Source organism: Phormidesmis sp. 146-33, assembly GCF_052939515.1.
This window is the reverse complement of sequence record NZ_JBJPHU010000080.1, coordinates 1-21667: the sequence shown is the minus strand read 5'-3', so window position 1 is coordinate 21667 and position 21667 is coordinate 1. Positions and strand designations below refer to the sequence as shown.

The 21667-nt window shown below is 47.9% G+C and carries 20 protein-coding genes and 1 CRISPR repeat array; of the genes, 11 read left to right on the top strand and 9 right to left on the bottom strand.

Annotation, left to right across the window (positions count from 1 at the left end):
• Positions 1-35: 35 nt before the first annotated feature.
• Positions 36-2813 (top strand): malto-oligosyltrehalose synthase, encoded by a 2778-nt coding sequence (treY, locus tag ACJ2PR_RS24935; RefSeq protein ID WP_446878969.1) that lies wholly within the window; start codon positions 36-38, stop codon positions 2811-2813.
• Between the two features lie 76 nt (positions 2814-2889).
• On the opposite strand, the gene ACJ2PR_RS24930 is transcribed toward treY, so the two are convergent.
• Complete coding sequence (locus ACJ2PR_RS24930; protein ID WP_446878968.1) at positions 2890-3090, bottom strand: hypothetical protein; 201 nt, start codon at positions 3088-3090, stop codon at positions 2890-2892.
• 179 nt (positions 3091-3269) lie between these two features.
• Here ACJ2PR_RS24930 and ACJ2PR_RS24925 point away from each other — a divergent pair, with 179 nt between their 5' ends.
• A complete protein-coding gene (locus ACJ2PR_RS24925; protein ID WP_446878967.1) occupies positions 3270-3680 on the top strand; it encodes a hypothetical protein in 411 nt (136 codons plus the stop codon).
• Here ACJ2PR_RS24925 and ACJ2PR_RS24920 read toward each other — a convergent pair.
• Positions 3661-3987, bottom strand: a complete 327-nt coding sequence (locus tag ACJ2PR_RS24920; protein ID WP_446878966.1) for a hypothetical protein — start codon at positions 3985-3987, stop codon at positions 3661-3663. The two genes, ACJ2PR_RS24925 and ACJ2PR_RS24920, sit on opposite strands and share 20 nt — an antisense overlap.
• Between ACJ2PR_RS24920 and ACJ2PR_RS24915 the strand changes: the two genes are divergently transcribed.
• The 3 genes from ACJ2PR_RS24915 to ACJ2PR_RS24905 are packed head-to-tail and all read left to right on the top strand — an operon-like array spanning position 3976 to position 6585.
• A complete protein-coding gene (locus ACJ2PR_RS24915; protein ID WP_446878965.1) occupies positions 3976-5916 on the top strand; it encodes an NACHT domain-containing protein in 1941 nt (646 codons plus the stop codon). The genes ACJ2PR_RS24920 and ACJ2PR_RS24915 overlap by 12 nt on opposite strands.
• A 34-nt stretch (positions 5917-5950) precedes the next feature.
• A complete protein-coding gene (locus ACJ2PR_RS24910; protein WP_446878964.1) occupies positions 5951-6178 on the top strand; it encodes a hypothetical protein in 228 nt (75 codons plus the stop codon).
• Complete coding sequence (locus tag ACJ2PR_RS24905; protein ID WP_446878963.1) at positions 6175-6585, top strand: PIN domain-containing protein; 411 nt, start codon at positions 6175-6177, stop codon at positions 6583-6585. Before ACJ2PR_RS24910 ends, ACJ2PR_RS24905 begins: the two co-directional genes overlap by 4 nt.
• Here ACJ2PR_RS24905 and ACJ2PR_RS24900 read toward each other — a convergent pair.
• The 3 genes from ACJ2PR_RS24900 to ACJ2PR_RS24890 form a co-directional block, all read right to left on the bottom strand.
• On the bottom strand, positions 6496-6888 hold the full coding sequence (locus ACJ2PR_RS24900) for a pentapeptide repeat-containing protein (protein ID WP_446857037.1): 393 nt from the start codon (positions 6886-6888) through the stop codon (positions 6496-6498). The two genes, ACJ2PR_RS24905 and ACJ2PR_RS24900, sit on opposite strands and share 90 nt — an antisense overlap.
• 385 nt (positions 6889-7273) lie before the next feature.
• Positions 7274-7621, bottom strand: a complete 348-nt coding sequence (locus tag ACJ2PR_RS24895; RefSeq protein ID WP_446878962.1) for a hypothetical protein — start codon at positions 7619-7621, stop codon at positions 7274-7276.
• Between the two features lie 151 nt (positions 7622-7772).
• Entirely contained in the window at positions 7773-10172 is a 2400-nt protein-coding gene (locus ACJ2PR_RS24890) for a tetratricopeptide repeat protein (RefSeq protein WP_446878961.1), read from the bottom strand.
• Positions 10173-10442: 270 nt separating this feature from the next.
• Here ACJ2PR_RS24890 and cas2 point away from each other — a divergent pair, with 270 nt between their 5' ends.
• Positions 10443-10685, top strand: a complete 243-nt coding sequence (gene cas2 / locus ACJ2PR_RS24885; RefSeq protein WP_446878960.1) for a CRISPR-associated endonuclease Cas2 — start codon at positions 10443-10445, stop codon at positions 10683-10685.
• 224 nt (positions 10686-10909) lie between these two features.
• A CRISPR array of direct repeats spans positions 10910-11531; the repeat unit is 36 nt; unit sequence GGTTACCGATTACCTCAAATCGGATTAGTTGGAAAC.
• A 515-nt stretch (positions 11532-12046) separates the two neighbouring features.
• Here cas2 and ACJ2PR_RS24880 read toward each other — a convergent pair.
• Genes ACJ2PR_RS24880 through ACJ2PR_RS24870 form a run of 3 tightly spaced genes read right to left on the bottom strand, consistent with a single transcriptional unit; the run spans position 12047 to position 16052 of the window.
• On the bottom strand, positions 12047-13954 hold the full coding sequence (locus ACJ2PR_RS24880; RefSeq protein WP_446878959.1) for a response regulator: 1908 nt from the start codon (positions 13952-13954) through the stop codon (positions 12047-12049).
• Complete coding sequence (locus ACJ2PR_RS24875) at positions 13951-14406, bottom strand: response regulator (RefSeq protein ID WP_446857042.1); 456 nt, start codon at positions 14404-14406, stop codon at positions 13951-13953. Before ACJ2PR_RS24875 ends, ACJ2PR_RS24880 begins: the two co-directional genes overlap by 4 nt.
• Positions 14403-16052 carry an ATP-binding protein gene (locus ACJ2PR_RS24870; protein WP_446878958.1) on the bottom strand — a complete coding sequence of 550 codons (1650 nt, stop codon included), beginning with the start codon at positions 16050-16052 and terminating at the stop codon, positions 14403-14405. The genes ACJ2PR_RS24875 and ACJ2PR_RS24870 overlap by 4 nt, the downstream gene beginning before the upstream one ends.
• Before the next feature lie 198 nt (positions 16053-16250).
• Here ACJ2PR_RS24870 and ACJ2PR_RS24865 point away from each other — a divergent pair, with 198 nt between their 5' ends.
• Entirely contained in the window at positions 16251-17468 is a 1218-nt protein-coding gene (locus tag ACJ2PR_RS24865; protein ID WP_446878957.1) for an urease accessory protein UreH domain-containing protein, read from the top strand.
• Positions 17443-17886 carry a hypothetical protein gene (locus ACJ2PR_RS24860; RefSeq protein WP_446878956.1) on the top strand — a complete coding sequence of 148 codons (444 nt, stop codon included), beginning with the start codon at positions 17443-17445 and terminating at the stop codon, positions 17884-17886. Before ACJ2PR_RS24865 ends, ACJ2PR_RS24860 begins: the two co-directional genes overlap by 26 nt.
• A gap of 132 nt (positions 17887-18018) precedes the next feature.
• Here ACJ2PR_RS24860 and cimA read toward each other — a convergent pair whose 3' ends face one another.
• Positions 18019-19665, bottom strand: coding sequence for a citramalate synthase (gene cimA / locus ACJ2PR_RS24855; protein WP_446878955.1), 1647 nt, complete (start codon positions 19663-19665; stop codon positions 18019-18021).
• A gap of 200 nt (positions 19666-19865) precedes the next feature.
• Here cimA and ACJ2PR_RS24850 point away from each other — a divergent pair, with 200 nt between their 5' ends.
• The 3 genes from ACJ2PR_RS24850 to psaC all read left to right on the top strand — a co-directional run bounded on the left by ACJ2PR_RS24850 (position 19866) and on the right by psaC (position 21431).
• A complete protein-coding gene (locus tag ACJ2PR_RS24850; RefSeq protein ID WP_446878954.1) occupies positions 19866-20732 on the top strand; it encodes an Rpn family recombination-promoting nuclease/putative transposase in 867 nt (288 codons plus the stop codon).
• 28 nt (positions 20733-20760) lie between these two features.
• Positions 20761-20955, top strand: a complete 195-nt coding sequence (locus ACJ2PR_RS24845) for a hypothetical protein (protein ID WP_446878953.1) — start codon at positions 20761-20763, stop codon at positions 20953-20955.
• 230 nt (positions 20956-21185) lie between these two features.
• A complete protein-coding gene (psaC, locus tag ACJ2PR_RS24840) occupies positions 21186-21431 on the top strand; it encodes a photosystem I iron-sulfur center protein PsaC (protein WP_446857048.1) in 246 nt (81 codons plus the stop codon).
• Positions 21432-21667: the final 236 nt, after the last annotated feature.

The window sequence follows — 21667 nt, the reverse complement described above, 5'->3', positions numbered from 1 at the left end:
TTATTTCCTTAAGTGCCTTCTAGGAGAAGCTGAAAATGCATATTCCAGTCTCAACTTACAGGCTTCAGTTTACAGGTGCTTTTGGGTTTAACTCAGCCAGTCAGATTATTGAATATCTAGTCGAATTAGGGATTTCTGATCTCTACGCTTCGCCAATCTTTGCAGCTAATCAAGGCAGTACTCATGGATATGATGTCATTGACCCCAATCAGATCAATCCTGAACTAGGTACTGTCGAAGAATTTGAGGCGTTAGTCAATAAGGTTCAGTCTCATCAGTTGGGTTGGCTACAGGATATTGTCCCCAATCATATGGCCTATAGCAGTCACAATCGGCTGCTGATGGATGTTTTTGAGCATGGCTCTACTTCGGAATATTTTGAGTATTTTGATATTGCCTGGAATGCTCCTTTTGGAGATGATGGCGATCGCATTCTCGCCCCACTGTTAGGAGATTTTTATGGAGATTGTTTAGAGCGAGGTGACCTTCAGCTTGAGTATGAACAGGGCAGTCTCAAGGTTGTCTATGGAAGTTTGAAGCTACCAATTCGGTTAGAGTCTTATCGTCATTTTATTCGACCTGATCTTGACAGCTTGACTCAAAAGTTAGGTAAAGAAAATGCATCTCTGATCAAGCTGATGGGAGTGCTTTATATCATTGAAAATGTCTCATCAGTCGCAGAACAACGCCAAGAACAAAGCAGTTTTGCTAAAGGAATTCTTTGGGAGTTATATCAAAGTGATTCAGACATCCAGGAGTTTTTGGATCGAAATCTTGAAGTTCTCAATGGTGAAAAAGGCAATTCTGAAAGCTTTGACGATTTAGACGAGCTACTTCACGAACAGTTTTTTCGACTTGCTTATTGGAAGACGGCCTCTGAGAGCATTAACTATCGAAGGTTTTTTGCGGTTAACGAACTCATTTCAGTTAAAGTAGAAAACCTGCAAACTTTTGAGAAGAGCCATGCTGCTATTAGTAAGTTAGTTCAAGAACAGAAGTTTACAGGTTTGAGAATCGATCACATTGATGGACTCTCTGATCCGGCTCAATATTTAGAGCGACTGAGGGAGAAGATGGGAGATGTCTACATTACGATCGAGAAGATCTTAGAACTCAAAGAAACCTTACCCGATTGGCAGATTCAAGGCACTTCTGGTTACGACTTCTTGAATTATGTAAACGGCATCTTTTGCAAACAAGATAATCAAGACGCGCTGACCAAAATCTATGCTGACATCGTAGGTTTAGAGTTTGATTATTCGCAACTGGTGCGTGAAAAGAAGCGACTCATTTTGGATAAAGATCTGCGGGGCGACTTAGCGAATCTTGCTCATCTGTTGAAGAACATTTCTAATCACTATCGCTTTAGCAACGATTTTACAATCTATGGATTAGAAACCGCGATCGCTGAGATTCTCATTCTCTTTCCCATTTACAGAACCTACGTCAATCAACAGGGAATTGGTGAGGTCGATCGCGCCTACATTCAAGATGTTATTCAAGGAGCGCGAACAAACCTTCCGCTGCTGGTTCATGAATTGAACTTTATTGAAAAACTCTTATTACTGAACTACGACAATTCACTCACGCCAGCCCAAAAAGAGCAGTGGCTTTACTTTGTAATGCGAATACAGCAATACACGGGGCCATTGATGGCAAAAGGCGTTGAGGACACCGTTTTATATGTCTACAACCGTCTGATTTCATTGAACGAAGTGGGTGGAAATCCCAGTCATTTTGGCGTTGCGATCGCTGACTTTCATACCTTCAATCAAGCGCATCAGGCAAGATGGATTCATACCATGAATGCAACTGCGACTCACGACACCAAGCGCGGGGAAGATATGCGAGCCAGAATTAATGTTCTCTCTGAGATTCCGGAGGAATGGGCGCAGCAGGTTAACGTCTGGATGACACTCAATCAGTCTCAAAAAACAAAGCTTGACGGATTAGAGATGCCCGATCGCAACGACGAATATTTCTTTTATCAAACGCTGGTAGGTGCCTTTCCTTTTGATCAAACTGGACAAACTGATTTAGTCGATCGCCTCAAAGAATATATTGTCAAAGCGATTCGAGAGGCAAAGGTTAATACCACCTGGTTAACCAACAATACTGAATACGAAACTGCCTTCACTCGTTTTGTAGAATCGGTTTTAGAGCCTTCTGAACAGAATGAGTTTCTACAAAAGTTCATTCCTTTTCAGCAAAAGGTGGCTGACTATGGAATCTTCAATTCTCTATCACAAACTTTATTAAAGATTACGGCTCCTGGTGTTCCCGATTTTTATCAGGGTGTTGAACTTTGGGAATTGAGTTTAGTTGACCCAGATAACCGTCGTCCGGTGGATTTTGAGCAGCGGCGATCGCTCTTAAAAGATCTCAAATCACGCGCCACAAAAGACCTCCCAGCCTTGCTTTCTGACCTACTCGATACTCGTCAAGATGGCAGAATTAAGTTATTTCTCACCTTCCAAGCACTACAAGCTAGAAAAGATTATTTAGAGCTTTTTCAACAAGGTGATTATTTGCCGTTGGAAGTGACAGGAAGATTCAAAGATCATGTTATTGCATTTGCTAGAAAGTTTGAAAATCACTATGCAGTGACGATCGTGCCTCGCTTTTTGACGGATGTGACTGAGCCAGGAAAGCCTCCGATCGGGTCTGTTTGGCAAGATACTTATATTCAACTTCCCGCATCAACTAAGTGGAAAGATGTTATTTCTGGACAGTCCTTAGAATCTGGAAAAAACATAGAAATCACACAAGTTCTACAACACTTCCCAGTTGCACTTTTGGTAAACGAAGACTGATTCTAGGTTAAAACGCCTTCTTAGTCTGCGAAGGCAGACTTCGCTCTTGTAGGCGCGGTTTGAACCGCCAGCCAAGCTAAAACGATCGCGCTTCGGACTCCAGTTTTGCTGTTTTAACGTGAATTCGATGGAGTTTTTCCGCTTCGTTATTGAGCGCTTCTGCCCCCCAACCCCCCAATTTTGGGGGACTTTCGGACAAGATTTCTCGTTCAAAGTCCCCCAAAATTGGGGGATTTAGGGGGCTGCTCGGATTTGTAACCGCAGCGAGAGATCTCATCGAATTCACGTTGTTTTAAGCGAGAACTTTCCAGGTTCAAACAGGAACGGACACGTCGTGAAGCGAAGCTACCGCACTTTACGCTGCAACGGTGATGTTCTCGATCGCGCTACTCGGAGTTTTCCTAAAAGTTTTGCTGGTTAGGATATAAAAGTACAGAGTAAGGTGTCAATTGTCCTATGTTAGACCCAGCATCTTTTACGGCAGCGGCGATCGCCAAGTTAGCCTTCGACGAATTTATCAAGTCTGGTGCGGGAGAACTCGCCAAAAAGTCTTTGAGTGGTGCAATTGAGCAGGTCAAACATCTACGCGATCGCATTCAAGCTAAATTCAAGGGCAACGATCGGGCTATTACCGCTTTGAGTGAGGTTGAGCAACAGGGGACAGCGGCAGCGATCGAGAAAGCTGCGAAATATTTGGATCTTGAGATGACCGAAGATCCGGCATTTGCAACCGAAATTCAGCAACTCGCGCAAGAGATCACGAATATTCAGAATCAGTCCAACTCCAGCCGCAAATATAACAACTACGGACGCGATCAAATCAATATCGAAACGATTCAAGGCGATCCTAAAATTGGCGGTTCATAGAATGGGACGACAATACGACAATCGAGGGCGCGATCAAATTAACTTCGAGACTGTTCAGGGGAATGTGATTCTTCCTGGAGATCGACGGGTGGAGCGATCGCGCAGTGAATCCATATTGCTCAGGGCAATGGCGGATGAGGTAACTTCTCGGTTGAGTCAATCGCTGCATAATGCGGTGCTGATCAATCTGGACAAGCAGATCCAACCCCAACAGGTGAGGAATCCGCTCAGTGCCGAGATCAAAATTGGTGCGTTGCCGAGTCAGCCGTTGCCACCGGGGACAGAAATTTTGGAGGTGTTTGAGCAAAGTGACATTTCAGGCAGACTTTTGATCTTGGGCGATCCGGGTGCGGGGAAAACGACGACGCTGCTGGATTTGGCAAAGGGATTGGTGGAGAGAGCGATCGCGGATTCTGCCGCTCCGATTCCAGTAATTTTTGCGCTGTCGGCGTGGAAAGACCCAAAACAGGAGATGAAAGACTGGCTGATTGCCGAACTCAAGTCAAAGTATGGGGTACGAATCGACATCAGCAAAAAATGGATCGAGGACAAGCAGCTTTTACCGCTATTGGATGGATTGGATGAGGTAAAGCCAGAGCATCAACAGTCTTGTGTGACTGCGATTAATCGATTGTTGGGAAGCGACGATCGACCTTCTGATTTGGTTGTCTGTAGTCGGCGAGAGGAGTATGAAACCTATCAAACGAAACTACAACTAAATGGCGCAATTTGCTTAACAGGTCTAACCAATGAGCAAATTCAGGATTATTTGAGGCGAGCAAATCGATTTGAACTCTGGCAAATGTTGCAAGACGATGCAGCATTATTGGAGTTAGTGAGAAAGCCCTTGTTTTTGAGTATTACGGTTTTGTCTTATGGAGCGATCGCGCTAGAACAATGGCAACGATCAACCTCAACAGAACTACGTCTGAAGCTTTTGTTTGATGTCTATTGGGAAGCAATGATCACACGAGACCTTGTTGAGCCAAGGTTAAGTGAACAAGGTATTCAAAGCCGAGCTTACGGGAGAACTAAGCCCCCAAGCAGGGCGCAAACTCGACAATGGTTAATTTATTTGACGCAGCAGCTACAAGAAGAATCAGAGACAGAGTTTTTAGTTGAGGAAATACAACCTCAAGTTCTCAGCAAAAAACTTCATCAGTGGCAATACTGGTTACTTCTTTTTTCCATTGCCACATTTTTGACTGGAACAATCGCCGCAATCGGCTTCCTGGTGTATCTCGATGAACTAAACAGCCTAGCCATTACCAATGGAGTTGTAGTATTTGGTTTGTTCGGTGGATTCGTGTTAGCAACAGAGTCCAAGTCTGACGGAGTACGATTGATAACTTACCCTTTAGTCGTTCTATGTTGTTGGCTTTTCAAAAATGAACTACCATCTGAATATAAGGAATACATGCCTATAATTCATAGAATAAATTTTTCGCGTAAGCTACATATAGGGATTCCATCTCTCCGCCAAATAAGAAAAGAGTTTATATATCCATTGAGGTATCAATCATTCGTTTCTTCAAATTTTTTCCTTTTTCCACTGACACCATTTATCTATGCAATTCACACTTTACTAGGAAGTATGGTTTATAGCATGGGAGCTAAAAGGCTAGGATTGAAGTTAAAGAGGAGTGCTAGATACGTTGGTCTAAAATCTTTAGTGGCAACAAGAGGATTGGAAAGCTCACGATATTCACATTACGGTTTTACTATTTTCTTGACGATACAATATGTAAAGCTTTTAAGACTCAAAGGAGGTTGGTTTCTAAATACAGTTTTCAACTTAATTGGGGTACTCTTCACTACTTTTTTGTGGCTCTTGTTCACCCCAATTTCTCTGATCTCCCTATTTTTCTCAAATCAAATTGAGGAAATAAGAACTCCTAACCAAGGTTTATATGAGGGATTAAAGATTGCATTATTTTGTATGCTAATTCAGATTTCTTATATTTTTTCAATTCTGTACTTCAGGGTAGTACCGACAATATCAATTAAAGCTACTTCACTTATTCTTGGCTTCGTACTGAGCTTGACTCTTTTACCATTGATTAAACATCTTTCTCTGCGTGTCATTCTCTTATGCAACGGAGACGCACCCTGGGACTATGCCCGCTTTCTCAACTACGCCACAGAACGCCTCTTCCTTCAGCGAGTCGGCGGTCGCTATCGGTTTATTCACAAACTCTTGCAAGAACACTTTGCGGGGATGAGGGATGAGGGATGAGTAGAATGGAGCTATTGACTTTGAAGGATTAATTATGGCTACTGTCGAATTTCAAGCCAGAGTTGAGAATGGGGTGATTGTCGTTCCTGAAGAATACAAGCAAGACTTAAGCGAGGGAAGCACTATCAAAGTCACCGTAACAAAGCAGCCCAAAAAACGCATTTCAGAAGATGGAATCCTTGCAGAACTGATGCGTCATCCCATTTCAGTGCCCGGAGTTCGATCGATCAGCCGTGAAGAAATGCACGAGCGAACTTCATGACCCGATCGCCTTGCTTCATTGACTCAAACGTTTGGCTTTACAGCCTCATGACTGACCCATATTCCACCGATCTAGAGAACGATCGAAACCATTCTCTTGCGACTCAACTAATCTACTCAGTCGATTTAGTGATTAGTACTCAAGTCATTAACGAAGTTTGCTCAGTCTTAATCAGGAAGGCTGCCTTTACAGAAACTCAAATTCAGCAAGTGATTCACGAACTCTATGACAGTTGCACCGTAGTCGAACTGAACGCAGAAATCCTGCTAAACGCATCAAATTTACGGGTTCAGTATGGCTTCTCGTTCTGGGATGTTTTAGCCATCAGACGCATAGCCCTCTGGCAAAATTGTTCTGCCCACACGGGCACCACTCAAATCGATATTCGACGGTGTAGCATTTGTTAAAGCGGCCCATCGCAGATCGGCAGAGTCAAACTTTGCGCCTGTTAAGTTTGCATTCAACAAGAGTGCGCCCCTCAAATCAGCACCCGTCAAATCAGCATGACTCAAGTTTGCATAACAAAGGTCTGCCCCATGTAGATTGGCTCGACGCAAATTAGCTCCCTCTAGACACGATCGACTTAGATTACTGTGTGACAGATCAACCCCAGCAAAGTCCACCCCACTCAGTCTTGCTTTAGAAAAGTCCGATCGACTCAAGTCTCTTTTACCTACTGCACAGTCTTGAATAAGCTCGTTTAAGTTCATATCTACTCACCACACACTAAGATAGTAGCTTGCACGGGTTATAGGATTGCCGTCATTCAACCGTTAGGTCAGCAGTTACGATTGTTTAGACCCAGTTGTTCTTAACTAAACTAACCCCTGTTCTTCCAGAACGCCTCTACCTCAAAAGAGGGATACTACTAGTTCAAAAGATGATATTCGATTAAGTAGCTGTGTAGTTTAAACATCCATTGCTCTTGATATCTCTGTACAATAGACCCGCTAAGGAGATTTCTAGCAAAGAAGTTACCAACCTTCAAAGAAGTTACCAACCTTGGGAAGCCCCCTAAATCCCCCAATTCTGGGGGACTTTGACTTTCAGAACTCTCGATGGAGACAGCCGGGTAAATTTATTAAAGGAAATCTCCTAAGACACTGAGGGATAGCGAACCGTCAACACAGTAGAATCCGCTTCAGCCAGCCAGGAATGAGCAACCCCCGGCAACCACAAAACATAAGCCCCCGGCACCGACAGCAAAACCTCTTGATCTGGAAATCGCACCCAAAACTTTCCACAAATCAGAATAGAAATCGTAGTGACTTTAGCAGCAGGTGCCCACTGCGATCGCCCCTCTCCAGCGAGATGCACCCCCCACTTCACCTCTAAAGCAGTCGTCGATCGCGGGTCGGCCGATTCTATAAAGTGACCAACAAACCAACCACGATGCTTTTCGCCCTCTGTATGAGCATTACCAACAATAATTTTGGGCTGCATAGATCACGCCTTCTCAACCCCAAAATCTTAGCGACAAATTCAATCAACACAACAACGACTCATCACTAGCCCATCACTAACCACCAAATTCTCACAACTCAAATAGGATTGCTATATTCGTTTGTGATCGACTGGGATTAGGATCACGGTTCTAATGACCTGAGTTAGATTCAGAAGTGCGATTTGATAAAACTAGATGCTTGCGAAGTTTCGTCACGGCGGCGATCGCTCGTTGATGTTTCTCTGGTTCTCCTTGAGCCGAAAACAGCCACGCAGCTTCCTTAAAGTCTCGAATTGCACCAGTTTTGTCACCCAGTTTGCTGCGGGCAACCCCCCGATGAAAGTGGGCAACCGCATTTTGGGCCTCCCGTTGAATTAATGCATTAAACTCCTCAACTGCTTTTAAGTTGTTGCCCAGTTTGAGATTGGCCAAACCGCGCTGCAAGTAAGCGATCGTACAGTTTGCATTTACCTGAATTGCATAGCCAAAATCTTCGATCGCGCCCCCACAATCGCCCGCTTCTAACCGGATCACGCCGCGATTACAATAGGCAATATCATTGCGAGGATTGCTTAACAACGCCCGATTTAGGTCGGCGATCGCGCCTTCTTTGTGACCCAACTCATAGCGAGTCAGCGCTCGATTGTTATAAGCCGCCGAATGGTCAGGATCAATGCGAATGACTTCACTGTAGTCAGCGATCGCGCCCTGCTTATCTCCCAACTCATGACGGGTCAGTGCTCGATTGTAGTAAGCCGCCCCATCGTCCGCATTCAGATCAGGATGGTCAAAGCGATCGATCAGTCCGTTAATCACGTTAGCATTGGTCGTTCGCAGTCCAACCGCCACTTCTGGAAAAGGCTTGCAGGCGGTCGCTACAGGATGAATCCCCAAAATTCCGTAGGTTTCACGGGTCGAAACACACACCAAAAAGTTTTCATCTGTGCCCAACACCTTAAAGCGAAACTGGTTAGGATAGCTGCGCTTGAGTTGAGTAAACTGACTGAGAATAGGCTGCAAAAAGTTTTTGTCTGCTGACCGAGCCTCATGAATCAGCCGAGACTGCGACGAGTCGGACAACTGCCCCAAATGTCCCCAACCAAGGTCTAGACTGCCGCCCCGATCGAGCAGTTCTCGAAACTTAGCGATCAGAGTCGCGTCAAGCAAAGCACGATCGGGGCAAGGAAACACCACAATCAGCCGCGAGGGTGCAGTCTCTAGGGCAGCTTCCAACAGGGCGCGACTGTCAGAAAGACCCGCGATCGGACGGTGCGATCGAGATGCTTTGAGATTGAAAACTAATTCATGTTCAGGTCGTTCGCGCTGCACTTCACCAGACGCTCTCAACTCCGAAAGGTTGGTTTCTGTCCATTCCAGTCGGGTTGTCAAATATTTGATCTGACTTTGCAAAGCGCTGGAGTCGAGAATTTGAGGCAGACGATTGATCCAGGCACCGAGATCTTTTTGTTGGCGATCGAGTTGAGCAACCTGCTGCACACTCGCAAACTGCTGTTGAAGTTTTCCGAGATGTAGCGTAACGATCGCCTGCATTTCGGTTTGAATTTGGGCGCGATCGAGGGCGTTGGGCAGATGATTGAGGCGGTGTTCGAGGGCGGCGATCGTGCTTCTCATTTCGTCAAACACGGCCTGCTCTGGCACTCTCACAATCCTCGACAGTGGTTCCCCGTTTTCTGCTTTAAAGCTCACCCACGAAGCCAGCGTATCTACTTGCTTTCTGAGAATGTGGTTGACCGACTTCATCGGCACGATGGACTGTTCGATCGTCTGATTTTGCTGACGAATCTTCTCGACTTCGGCCATGAGCCGCGCCAATTCTCGCCGAGAAACCAGATCACCGACGACTTTGACCAATCCATCTACATCTTGTCTGAGACTGCTGGCATCAAAGGGCTGGGGCAAATTATTGATGCGGCGATTGATCTGATTGATTTGATCCTGGACGGCTCTAGGAACGGCGGTTTGAGCTTTGGGCAGGTGGTTGAGTTGGGTTTGCAGGTGGTCAAGTTGAGTTTTGAGATGAGCGATCGTCGCTTCTGCACTTTCGACTCGATGGTTGGTTGCGAGACGGTTGAGGTTATTGGATAGAGAAGTGACCGATTCGTTTAGCTGATTGTGGCGACTTCGTAAATCAGAAATTTCTTGGCGCATCTTGCCCAGATCGTGCGTTTCGAGGGGAGCGATCCGGTGAGATAAGTTTTGTTGGAGTTGAGCGATCGTGCCGTCGTTGTGTTGAAGCACAGTCTTTCTCAAGCTGGCAAGATCTTGAAAGCTGGGTAAGGTTTGCACCTGTTGGTCGATCGCTTTCAAATCTTCTGCAACGCGCTGATCAAGCTGTTGAATGCTGGCATTGGCATTGTCTTGCACTTCTTGAGTCAGACGGCGACGATTGACCAGATTGAGCAGCAGCAAAAAAGACATTGGGGCGGCTGTAAACGCAATTTGCTGAGACGCGATCGCCGCCAGTGAGCCAACGCCCGACCCCGCCCAGAGCAAATATTCTGAAACATCCAGCCATTTTGCATTTTTCATCGCCGCCCCTGATTGTTGAGAGTATGTTGCTGAGTAGTTATTTATACGTAGACTACTGAGATTGCTACTCCCTACTACAGGAGCGATCGACCCAAATCAGGAAAGCCAGCATTTTGAGTGAATCGCAATTCGATAAAATTCTTCACTACGGTTGTCTTCACTACGGTTGTCAAGGAGGGCGTTGCTGAATCATGGGATGAATTGCCCCAATGCGAAGGGGAACCAAATGTTCAAAGTCCCCCAGAATGGGGGATTTAGGGGGCGAAAAGCTTGACGCTTCTCACAGATTCATCCCTCCAATCAGCAAAGGGCTATGGGCGGCGGGTGCAGGAGAGTGTGTTTGAGTGTTTTTTGAATTTGGATGAGATGAAGGGGTTGCATGAGAAGGTGAGGGGTCGGGTAAAGCCGGAGGATAATGTGCGGTTTTATTGGGTGCCCAAGGAGGCGGTGCCGAGGGCGTTGACGCTAGGAAGCCCACCACCAGAGCCGCCGCCAGAAGTTTATATTGTCTAGGACGATTATTTGAGTTAGGATATTGCCTGATGACCTCCACAGGTCGCCCGATCTCTGAAACCCGCATTCTTGCGTTACCCTCTGGCGGTTTGTTGCCCCGTATAGCTTTCAGCCTCTGATCATGTCTGGTTTTGGGCTGTGGGTGAGGTAATGACAGTCTCAAAAGAGACCTCTGGCGGTTTAGCGTCTGGAAGCGGCTCTGGGCAAGGGTTCCTGGAAGGTACGGTTACCGATTACCTCAAATCGGATTAGTTGGAAACACTTTTTAGCTTCTGCGGACGGTGCGGGGGGTTTAACGGTTACCGATTACCTCAAATCGGATTAGTTGGAAACTGCTGTTGCTGTCCCAGGGAATTGATTGTGGTAATGGGTTACCGATTACCTCAAATCGGATTAGTTGGAAACTCTCCTAGTCTAAATTTCCCAACCAAAGTTGGATTTGAAGGTTACCGATTACCTCAAATCGGATTAGTTGGAAACAGCTCTTCGTACGCTGGAATGGTGTAATCTATGTGTTCGGTTACCGATTACCTCAAATCGGATTAGTTGGAAACTAGCCGTCGCGAGCAAAGTTGCCTTGCAGTTCATCGAGGTTACCGATTACCTCAAATCGGATTAGTTGGAAACCCAAACTGAGGAGATGGAACATGAGTGTCAACTTGCTGTTTACCGATTACTTCAAATCGGATTAGTTGGAAACACCTTCCTTGCAGGATTTATAACAGCAACACAAACAAGTTTACCGATTACTTCAAATCGGATTAGTTGGAAACCCACCTTCACCACCTTGTCCACCTTCACCACCTTGTCGTTTACCGATTACTTCAAATCGGACTAGTTGGGAACGTGCCTCCACGATTATCCTCGATAACTCAACATCGAAATATCAGTTAGGGACTTGCAGTTTGATACTATCCCAGTCCATTCAGTCCAATTTCTTGTAGAGACTCTCACCCCCCTGCCTACGGCATCCCCCCTTATCAAGGTAGGGCCGATTCATTGTGACCAGAGAAAGCTTAGAAGCCTTGAGCCTTCGTTTTACCTCAGAGCAACGTGAATTCGATGGAGTTTTTTCGCTTCGTTATTGAGCGCTTCGCCCCCTAAATCCCCCATTCTGAGGGACTTTGAATCAGCATAATTTCTTTGAACTCTGGAATTTTTTCTTGGTCAAAGTCCCCCAATTTGGGGGATTTAGGGGGCTGAAGCCGATTCAAACGAAGCAAGTCCCTCTCATCGAACTGACGTCAGATCAGGCTTGAACGAACTAATCAAAGTTACAAGTTTTCTCTCACGACCATGAATCGGCCCTACCAGAATTGGGGGGTTGGGGGCAGAAGGACAGAAATCGAAGCGAAATGTTTTTACGCTCTAAATCGACTCACTTGTTGCAGCACGAGTTCTAACAATTCTTGGGCCGTAAATGGTTTGGGCAAAAAAGCTTGAACACCCGCACTCGATGCTTTGACTTTCATTTCGGTTGTAGAAAGCCCACTCATCGCTACTATTCGAGCCGTGGGATTGAGCTTTCGTAATGTGTAGACGGTCGAAGCGCCATCTAGAGCAGGCATCATCAGATCAAGCAGGACTAATCGAATCTCATCCTTGTGCTCGGCGTAGAGGGCGATCGCTTCCACTCCATCCTGAGCCGTCAACACGCGATAACGACAATCTTCGAGCGTCACCTTCACGATCTCCCGGATAAAGGCTTCATCGTCCACCACGAGAATTAACTCACCATCACCCGCCGGAAGTTCGGGATCTTCGGTTTGGAGAAATTCTGTCACCTGGACGGCTGGCAAGAAAATTTGAAACTGAGTGCCTTCTCCAAGCTGACTTGAAACGGTGACAAATCCGCGATGGCTTTTGACAATTCCGGCGACGCTAGAGAGGCCGAGTCCTGACCCTTTGCCGATCGCTTTGGTCGTAAAAAACGGCTCAAACATTCGATCCAACACTTCAGGGGGAATGCCCGTCCCGGTATCTGAAATGGTCACCACGACATAAGGGCCGCCCTGCGCGTCAAGGTGCTGTTGAGCTTCGTGATCGGCCAACCGTTGGTTACGAGCCGTGATTTTCAGCGTTCCGCCCTCTGGCATTGCGTCGCGGGCATTGACACAGAGATTCATCAACACCTGATGGAGTTGGGTGCCGTCTCCCGAAATCATCCACAAATCTTGAGGCACATCGAGACGAATATTAATCGACTTAGGAAAGCTGGCATACAGCATGGTTTTGAGTTCGGCGATCACATGGCGAATTTGCAGCGTGATAAACTTGCCCTCTGCCCCGCGCGTAAAGGACAGCATTTGATTGATCACACCACTGCCGCGTTTTGCACTCTCAACCAGCATGTCTAAAAACTCCTGGGTACGATCGTCACAGTCCGTCAATTTAAGCTGCAACAGTTGAGAAGCCGCCAGGATCGGCGTGAGAATATTATTCAAATCGTGGGCAATCCCACTGGCCAGGGTGCCGATACTTTCGAGCCGTTGAGCACGAAGCAGTTGGCCTTCGAGATGTTTTTGCTCGGTGATATCGGTATCGACAATCAGAATGGATTTGGGATGGCCGACTTCGTTTCGCATCAGCGTCCAACGGCTCGCGACGACCACTCTTTTTTCGTCTTTGGTGAGCGTGTGCAGTTCGCCTTGCCACTTTCCCGTCTCGATTACGGTTTGTAGGGCTGTTTCAAGCTGAGGGGAGCCGTCTGGGTAGAGTAATACGTCGGCATTTTGCCCGATCGCTTCCTCACCTTTCCAGCCATAGAGCCGCTCTGCCCCCTGATTCCAGAATGAAACAAGACTGTCTAGCCCGCGCACACAAATCGCATCGGTGGTCACTTCTAGCAGCGCCGCCTGTTCTCGAATTTTGCGATCGGCTTGAGTGCGTTCGATCGCGTAGCGCATTGATCTCAGCAAAAAACTGCCGTTGACTTCCCCTTTGGGCAGATAGTCCTGTGCGCCCTGCTGCATCGCTTGAGTCGCCAACCCCTCGTCATCCAGACCCGTCAAGACAATGATCGGCGTGGCAGGCGTTTCTTGATGCAGACGAATAAAAGTTTCTAGCCCTTCGCTATCTTTGAGCGACAGATCCAAAAGAATCACATCGACACTTTGCTGGGCCAGACTGCTCAATGCGTCTCGCAAGGTTTCAACGTGGGTCAGCGTAATTTGACTAAAGGCGTTTGCCTGCCTGAGATGCACTTTGAGAATTTGGACATCACCGGGATTGTCTTCGACCAGCAAGACCTTGATCAGGGGAGGGGTCATAGGCTCCTTTCTGGCGGCAGTTTGACGATCGTAAACCAAAAGTCCTCGATCGATTGCACCGTCTTTACAAACTGATCAAAGTCAACAGGCTTAGTGATAAAACAGTTGGCAAACTTTTGATAAGCGCTGAGAATATCTTCTTCTGCTTGAGACGTGGTTAAGACGACGACAGGAATGCTGCGGAGGGTGCGATCGGCTTTGATTTCGGTCAGGACTTCCCAGCCATCTTTGCGCGGCAGATTCAAATCGAGCAAGATCAGATCGACCCGTGGAGTCTCAGTGTAAGGGGGGCGCTGATGCAGAAATTCTAACGCCTCGACTCCATCGCCCACGACATTGAGATTGATCAACAGCTTGCTGCGGGCCACCGCCATCTGAGTCAGCCGCACGTCACCAGGGTTGTCTTCGACTAACAGGACTTGCAGAGGTTGATGATGGGGTCTAAACGTCATGATCGAGCGATTTCCTGATCAGCAATGGTGAAATAAAAACTTGATCCTTGACCGGGCTGTGATTCTACCCAGAGCCGCCCACCGTGACGCTCTACAATTTTTTTGCAGACGGCCAACCCGATGCCTGTTCCGGGGTAGTCGGCTCGATGGTGTAATCGCTGAAAAAGTAGGAAGATACGATCGCGGTATTGTGATTCGATACCAATTCCATTATCACGCACTTCAAACACCCATTCTCGTTCTTGACGGGTGGCATGGATTTGAATCTCAAGGGGACGAGTGCGATCGCGAAACTTAATCGCATTGCTGACCAGATTTTGAAACAGTTGGGTGAGTTGAGATGCGTCGCCTTTGATTTCGGGGAGCGGTTCGCCTGTGATCGTGGCTCCACTTTCTTCGATGGCCATTTGTAGATTGGCGATCGCTCGACCCAACAAAACGCTGCAATCAACGGATTCAAAAACTTGCTCTCTGGTGTTGACTCGCGAATAGGATAAGAGATCTTGAATCAGCGATCGCATGCGAGTCGCGCCATCGACCGCAAAATGAATAAACTCATTGGCTTCGGCATCCAGTTTGTCAGCATACAGTTGTTCTAAAAGCTGCAAATAGCTGGTAACCATGCGTAACGGTTCTTGCAGATCGTGAGAGGCGACGTAAGCAAAGCGCTCTAATTCGGCATTCGATCGGGCGAGTTCTTCGCGTTGGCGAGTTTCTGTTTCCAACAGTTCGGCTTGAGAAAGGGCAATCCCGATCTGGTTGGCGAGTTGCTGCAACAAATCAGTTTCAGAATCGACCCACTGGCGCGGACTAGAGCATTGATGAGCAATCAGCAGCCCCCAAAGATGATCGCGCATCAGCACCGGGACGACGAGATTGGCTTTGACCTCAAACTGCTGCAAAAACTCTAAATGACAGTGATCAATGTTTGCCGTTTCGACGTTGGTGATCGCGTTGACTCGACCTTGCCGATAGCGTTCTCGATAGTCTGGAAAGCACGGATCATAGATATCTCGCCCCAAGACTACCGTATAGCCTGGAACGACCGATTCTTGCACCACTTTCCCCGATCCATCGGCCCATAGGCGAAAGATCAACACGCGATCGGCTTTTAAAAGCTGTTGAACTTCGGTCACAGCCGTTTGCAAAATCTCATCAGATTGCAGCGATCGCCGCAGTTTGAGCGTAATTTCTGCAAAGAGTTGCGATCGTTCTTGCTGCTGTTGTAATTCGGTTTGGGCGCGATTGAGGTCGGTGATCAGGCGCATCCGTTCGACCGCATTGTGAACCGCGAGACAAAGGCTCTGAGGAGTCATTTCACTCTTGAGCAGATAATCTTGTGCGCCCTGTTTCATCACTTGAATGGCGGTCGCAGCGTCTCCCCGGCGAGTCAGCACCACGATCGGCAGCAACACTTGACCCGTTTGAGCCTTCAATCGATCGAGAAACTTTAGCCCCAGACCATCATCAAGCAATACGACATCGGGCGATCGTTGACCACACAGCGCCAATCCGGTTGACCCATCCTCTGCTTCTAAAATCTGGTAGGTGTAGCGATCGTCTTGCAGCAATGCCCGCCGATAGGTTTCTCGATCTTCAGCGCACTCATCGACAATCAAAACGGTCTGCTGGAGTTGAGCATTCATAAGGGGCCCAGCTTTACTTTTCTAAAGGGCTTTTAAAAAAGGTAGAAGCATCAAGCCACGAAACCAGCTTGCAACTTCTCCACTCTTTAAAGCTCGGAATAACTACTTATATCATTTCAAGTTTGACACCCTGTCTTTTGACAAAACCCGATCGCCCCTTCATTCTGATAGTCTGCTTTCTTAGCGTTGACGTGAGAAATGATAGACCTGTTTTTGGTCATGATGTTGGGATTTTTGGGCAGCTTTGGGCACTGTGTCGGCATGTGTGGGCCCTTGGCGGTTGCCTTCTCGCTGTCTAAAGAACAAACTTCTGACTGGCGATCGTCTCTGCTGTTTCACGGCTTGCTGAACCTGGGGCGAATTTTGAGTTACGTGCTGGTGGGGGCCGGGATTGGGGCGATCGGTTCTGTTTTGTTAGCAGGCGGACAGCTTGCAGGCATCGAAAGTGACTTGCGGCAAGGCTTGGCGATTTTTACAGGGCTGCTCTTGATCTGGATGGGTCTGTCTCAAATCAATCCCCAATTTGCCAAACTGCCGATTCCTCACCCCTTTCGACAACACAGCCTGCATCAAACCCTCAACGCTGGCATGATCAAACTGTCGCTGCATTCCCATTGGTGGACACCCTTCATGCTGGGACTGATGTGGGGGCTGATTCCCTGTGGGTTTCTGTATACCGCTCAACTCAAAGCTGCCGAAACCGGAAGCCTCTGGAAAGGAAGCGAAACCATGCTGGCCTTTGGATTGGGGACACTGCCTTCGATGGTGGGGGTGGGATTGTCTGCCTCATTGCTAAGTGGCGATCGCCGCAGTCAATTATTCCGAATGGGCGGTTGGGTAACGTTGACGATCGGGCTGCTGACGTTGCTGCGATCGAGCGAAATGCAAGACTTTACAGGTCACGCAGCGTTGTTGTTTTTAATGTTGGCGTTGGTGGCCCGTCCGATTAGTCGGCTGTGGGCGGCTCCTTTCAAGTATCGGCGTGCTTTGGGCGTGGGCGCGTTTATTTGTGCCGTGGCTCACACCTTGCACATGGTGCAGCATACGTTGAATTGGAACTTGGACGCGATCGCTTTCATGCTTCCAGAACAGCAAGCGGCACTATGGGCAGGCGTTTTGGCGCTCACGTTGATGGTTCCTGCGGCGGTTACGAGTTTCGATCGCATGGTGACCGCTCTCGGCCCGCTTTGGCGACGCATTCATTTACTCAATTTGCCTGCTCTGATGTTGGCCGTGGGCCATACGTTGTGGCTCGGTTCGCATTACTTTGGGGCGTTAGAAGCGTCGGCTAATCGTTGGCTGTGGGTGGGGTTGTTGGTGGGGGCAGCGATCGTCGTTTTCCTGATTCGTCTGCGTTGGGTTTGGTCACTCTTTTCATTACAAAAATATTATGCGTCGGTTCTCAAATCTAAATAAGTCGATCGTGGGTTTCCTGCTTCCCTGGCTGCTGTTGGCTCCCGTTGTGGCACACGAAATCGAAACCTCTAGTGATGTTGCGGCTACGTTTCACATTGAGCCAGGTCACAATCCCAAGGCGGGCGTTCCGTCTAAGGCGTGGTTTGCGCTGACTCGTCGAGGTGGACAAATGATTCCGCTGTCTCAGTGCAATTGTCAGTTAGCGGTCTATCCCATTCCTCACCAAAAAGGAAAAACGCCCCCCCTATTAAAGCCCGCTCTCACTTCGCTCAATGTTGAACGGTATAAGGGAATTCCGAGTGCAGCGATCGTCTTCCCCAGAGCCGGACGATATGAATTAGAGCTAACCGGAAAACCCAAGCCAGGTGCCAACTTTCAGCCCTTCAGCTTGTCTTATACCGTAACGGTAAGTCGATAGGGAAGTGAGGCGTGAAGATCCAGTGTAGAGATTGAAATCTGTGCCTATCCTAAACTTTTTACAGAACTGGAGGAGATTGTCCTGACCGTCTATCCCAAATTCAGCGTCCCCTCACTCCTCACTCCTCACCCTTCAAACCTCACACCTCAACTTCGTCTGCAACAACAAGCCATACTCCAAACTTTCGACGACGGCTAGATAAGAGGCTTCGAGAATGTTGCCGGATACGCCTACGGTCGTCCAGCGTTGATAGCCGTTACTCGACTCGACCAAGACACGAGTTTTGGCAGACGTTCCTGCGGTGCCGTCGAGAATCCGCACTTTGTAGTCAGTCAGATAGCAGCGATCGATTTCTGGGTAAAAGTTCACCAACGCCCTTCGCAAAGCGGCATCCAGTGCAGAAACGGGCCCATTTCCCTCGGCCGCTTCGAGAATGTCTTGCCCATTCACAGACAGTTTGACGGTTGCCAGCGATTTTGTATTGGGCATCTCACCTGGCACCATGTCGTAGTGCACCTGAAAGCCTTTGATTTGGAAGGGGTGCGATCGCTGCCCCAAGGCTTCTCTCATCAACAATTCAAAACTCGCCTCGGCTGACTCAAACTGATAGCCCTCACTTTCGAGATCTTTGAGGTGTTGGAGAATCTGCCGACAGGTGGGATCTTGGCGATCCAGATCGATGCCCAGACTGCGTGCTTTTGCCAACACATTACTCAATCCCGCCTGGTCAGAAATCACAATTCGCCGCCGATTGCCAATCAGTTCTGGCGGCATGTGTTCGTAGGTGATCGGATTTCGCTCGACGGCGCTGACATGAAGCCCGCCTTTATGAGCAAAGGCCGACAGTCCTACAAAGGGCGCGTGATCATCTGGGGCAAGATTGACGACTTCACTCACATAGCGGCTCATCTGGGTCAATTTCGCCAGGGCTTCGGGTTGAATGCAGTCATAGCCTAACTTCAGTTGCAAATTGGGAATCAGCGAACACAGATTGGCATTACCGCAGCGCTCCCCATAGCCATTGATCGTTCCCTGCACCATCCGCACACCCGACATCACAGCCACGATCGCATTCGCCGCCGCCATATCCGAGTCGTTGTGTGTATGAATGCCAAACTGAGGCAGTTGATTGAAGTTCTCTGCACTCCTCACGCCGCTCTCCTCTCTCCTCACTTCTTTCACCACTTCTTCAACAATCCGGCTAATTTCATGAGGCAATGTGCCGCCGTTGGTGTCGCAAAACGTGATCCATTCGGCCCCGGCTTCGATCGCCGCTCTCACCGTCTTCAACGCATAACCTGGATTGTGTTTGTAACCATCGAACCAATGTTCTGCATCATAAATAATTCGGCGATCGTGGCTGCGAAGATACGCGATCGTGTCTCGAATCATGGCCAGATTCTCATCCAGCGTCGTTTGCAGTCCTTCCGTCACATGCAGATCCCAGGATTTGCCAACGATCGTGATCCATTGAGTTCCCGCGCTCAGAATGGGTTGCAGCATCGGGTCAGTCGCAGCCGTTTTGCCCGGACGACGGGTATAGCAGAACGCAACGACCTGCGATCGCTTCAACGGTTCTTCTTTAAGCTGCCAAAAAAACTGCACATCTTTGGGATTGGCACCCGGCCAGCCGCCTTCGATAAAAGGAATTCCTAAGTCGTCCAGTTTGCGCGCAATTTGCAACTTGTCAGCAACCGAGAGCGACAATCCTTCTCTTTGGGCACCATCTCGCAGCGTTGTATCATAAATCCAAATTTGATTTGCAGCATCTAAAGTCATGGAAGCAGCCTGAAACTATTGTAAAAAACTTTCCGGTGCCCTTTGTGAGCAGACTTTGACCATTTTGAAGGAATCTTGCGATCGTCCTCTCGATCACCACAGGAAACGTAACAGTCAAGAAGGTTCCAAAAAGCTAGAACTTTGATGTGCGAAGAGGTAAGGTACGATCGAACCTATTCGTCACTCCAAGCTAGAACCTGATGCCGAGCGTCTTCATCAACCCCAAAACTGATTTCGCCTTCAAGAAGATCTTTGGCTCCAAACACAGCAAAGACATCTTGATCAGTTTTCTTAATGCGTTGGTATATGACGAGCAAGACATGATTCAAGACTTGATTATTCTTGACCCTTATCAAGCACCTCGCATCAAAGGCATCAAGGATTCTTATCTAGATGTCAAAGCCACCCTTGCCGATGGCAAAACGGTGATCATTGAGATGCAGGTGTTGAATGTGTTGGGATTTGAAAAACGCGTGCTATACAACGCTGCCAAAGCCTTCTCGATTCAGCTTGGCGTGGGAGAAGACTACACGTTGCTCAATCCAGTGATAGCTTTAACCATTACAGACTTTGAGATGTTTCCGGGCAATGACCGCATTCTCTCGCGCTATCGGCTCAAAGAGAAAGACGACTTGACAGACTACAGCGATGATATTGAACTAATCTTTGTCGAGTTGCCTAAGTTCAAAAAGACACTCGATGAACTCGAAACGCTGGTAGACAAGTGGCTATATTTCCTCAAGTCAGCCAATCAGTTGGAGTCGATTCCCCCCCAGATGGGTAAAGTGTCAGCCATCAATCACGCTTTCACCGTGGCAAAACAAAGTAAGTTGAGCCGCAAAGAGTTAGAAGTGCTGGAGAAACGAGAGATGTTTTTACACGACAACCGCAACGCCATTCTCAAAGCCAGACAAGAGGGCGAAACCAAAGGACGACAGGAAGGACGACAGGAAGGACGACAGGAAGAGCGGCTAGAAATTGCCCGATCGCTCCTCGATCTTCTAGATGCAGAAACGATCGCTCAAAAAACAGGACTGACGATCGCGCAAGTCCAGCAACTCAGATAATTTAGAATAGCCATCAAAATCCTTTCGAGTGGAAAAGACCAGAACTCTGGCTTGTCGATCGCGGGACTGTACGATAGCCGAGGGCAAGTCTACCGTCACCTTGGAAACTCAGCAGAAAGCCGAAACCCTGCTGAAGCCCAGAAAAACTACAGACTTGCAATTAGCGACTACCAAAAATCAGCCGAACTCTGCAAACTTGAAGGCGGCTCGGTATGTTCAATGATTTTGGATGATGTTGAGTGGGTAAAAAAATCACTTTCAGAGGTCGATTCTCAAAACTAGCGTCATCCACATTACAGAGTTTTAAGTTTTGCAACTGCTCAAATGAGTGCGGCTACCCTGTGAAGTACACTAAGCAATGATTCTAGAGGTTTGACTGTAATCTTTACCGTCAGACTGACAGACTACAGATATTGCAAAACCATAAAGCACTCATCTGGAGCCTTTAATAACATGTCTCACGCTGTCAAAATTTATGACACCTGCATTGGTTGTACCCAGTGCGTCCGCGCTTGCCCTACTGACGTTCTAGAAATGGTTCCTTGGGACGGCTGCCGCGCAGGTCAGATTGCGTCTTCTCCTCGTACAGAAGACTGTGTGGGATGCAAGCGGTGCGAAACTGCCTGCCCCACCGATTTTCTCAGCATCCGGGTTTACCTGGGCGCAGAAACTACCCGCAGTATGGGCTTGGCTTACTAAAGCAACTCTCATACAGCCATTTTCAATTCATGTGGGTTCAAACAACAGGGGGCGATTTTGCCTCCTTTTTTTGTGAGATAGAGGGATGAGGGATGAGGGCGGAAGCATCCCAATTGTGCAAACTCTCGGATTTCCCTCCTCACGAAGTGGGGCGAGAGCTTTGCCAGCCCGTCTAGTAAGTGCCTATCCGAAAACTTGAATTGCCCTGACGACAATACAAGCACAGGATAAGTGCA

Bases quoted from the DNA above. Each gene is read 5' to 3' on its own strand.
- ACJ2PR_RS24850 (WP_446878954.1), top strand. From the start codon at position 19,866: ATGCCGAGCGTCTTCATCAACCCCAAAACTGATTTCGCCTTCAAGAAG.
- ACJ2PR_RS24895 (WP_446878962.1), bottom strand. From the start codon at position 7,621: ATGCAGCCCAAAATTATTGTTGGTAATGCTCATACAGAGGGCGAAAAG.
- ACJ2PR_RS24865 (WP_446878957.1), top strand. From the start codon at position 16,251: ATGATAGACCTGTTTTTGGTCATGATGTTGGGATTTTTGGGCAGCTTT.
- ACJ2PR_RS24905 (WP_446878963.1), top strand. From the start codon at position 6,175: ATGACCCGATCGCCTTGCTTCATTGACTCAAACGTTTGGCTTTACAGC.
- ACJ2PR_RS24890 (WP_446878961.1), bottom strand. From the start codon at position 10,172: ATGAAAAATGCAAAATGGCTGGATGTTTCAGAATATTTGCTCTGGGCG.
- ACJ2PR_RS24880 (WP_446878959.1), bottom strand. From the start codon at position 13,954: ATGACCCCTCCCCTGATCAAGGTCTTGCTGGTCGAAGACAATCCCGGT.
- psaC (WP_446857048.1), top strand. From the start codon at position 21,186: ATGTCTCACGCTGTCAAAATTTATGACACCTGCATTGGTTGTACCCAG.
- treY (WP_446878969.1), top strand. From the start codon at position 36: ATGCATATTCCAGTCTCAACTTACAGGCTTCAGTTTACAGGTGCTTTT.
- ACJ2PR_RS24930 (WP_446878968.1), bottom strand. From the start codon at position 3,090: ATGAGATCTCTCGCTGCGGTTACAAATCCGAGCAGCCCCCTAAATCCC.
- ACJ2PR_RS24875 (WP_446857042.1), bottom strand. From the start codon at position 14,406: ATGACGTTTAGACCCCATCATCAACCTCTGCAAGTCCTGTTAGTCGAA.
- ACJ2PR_RS24860 (WP_446878956.1), top strand. From the start codon at position 17,443: ATGCGTCGGTTCTCAAATCTAAATAAGTCGATCGTGGGTTTCCTGCTT.
- cimA (WP_446878955.1), bottom strand. From the start codon at position 19,665: ATGACTTTAGATGCTGCAAATCAAATTTGGATTTATGATACAACGCTG.
- ACJ2PR_RS24900 (WP_446857037.1), bottom strand. From the start codon at position 6,888: ATGAACTTAAACGAGCTTATTCAAGACTGTGCAGTAGGTAAAAGAGAC.
- ACJ2PR_RS24925 (WP_446878967.1), top strand. From the start codon at position 3,270: ATGTTAGACCCAGCATCTTTTACGGCAGCGGCGATCGCCAAGTTAGCC.
- ACJ2PR_RS24870 (WP_446878958.1), bottom strand. From the start codon at position 16,052: ATGAATGCTCAACTCCAGCAGACCGTTTTGATTGTCGATGAGTGCGCT.
- ACJ2PR_RS24910 (WP_446878964.1), top strand. From the start codon at position 5,951: ATGGCTACTGTCGAATTTCAAGCCAGAGTTGAGAATGGGGTGATTGTC.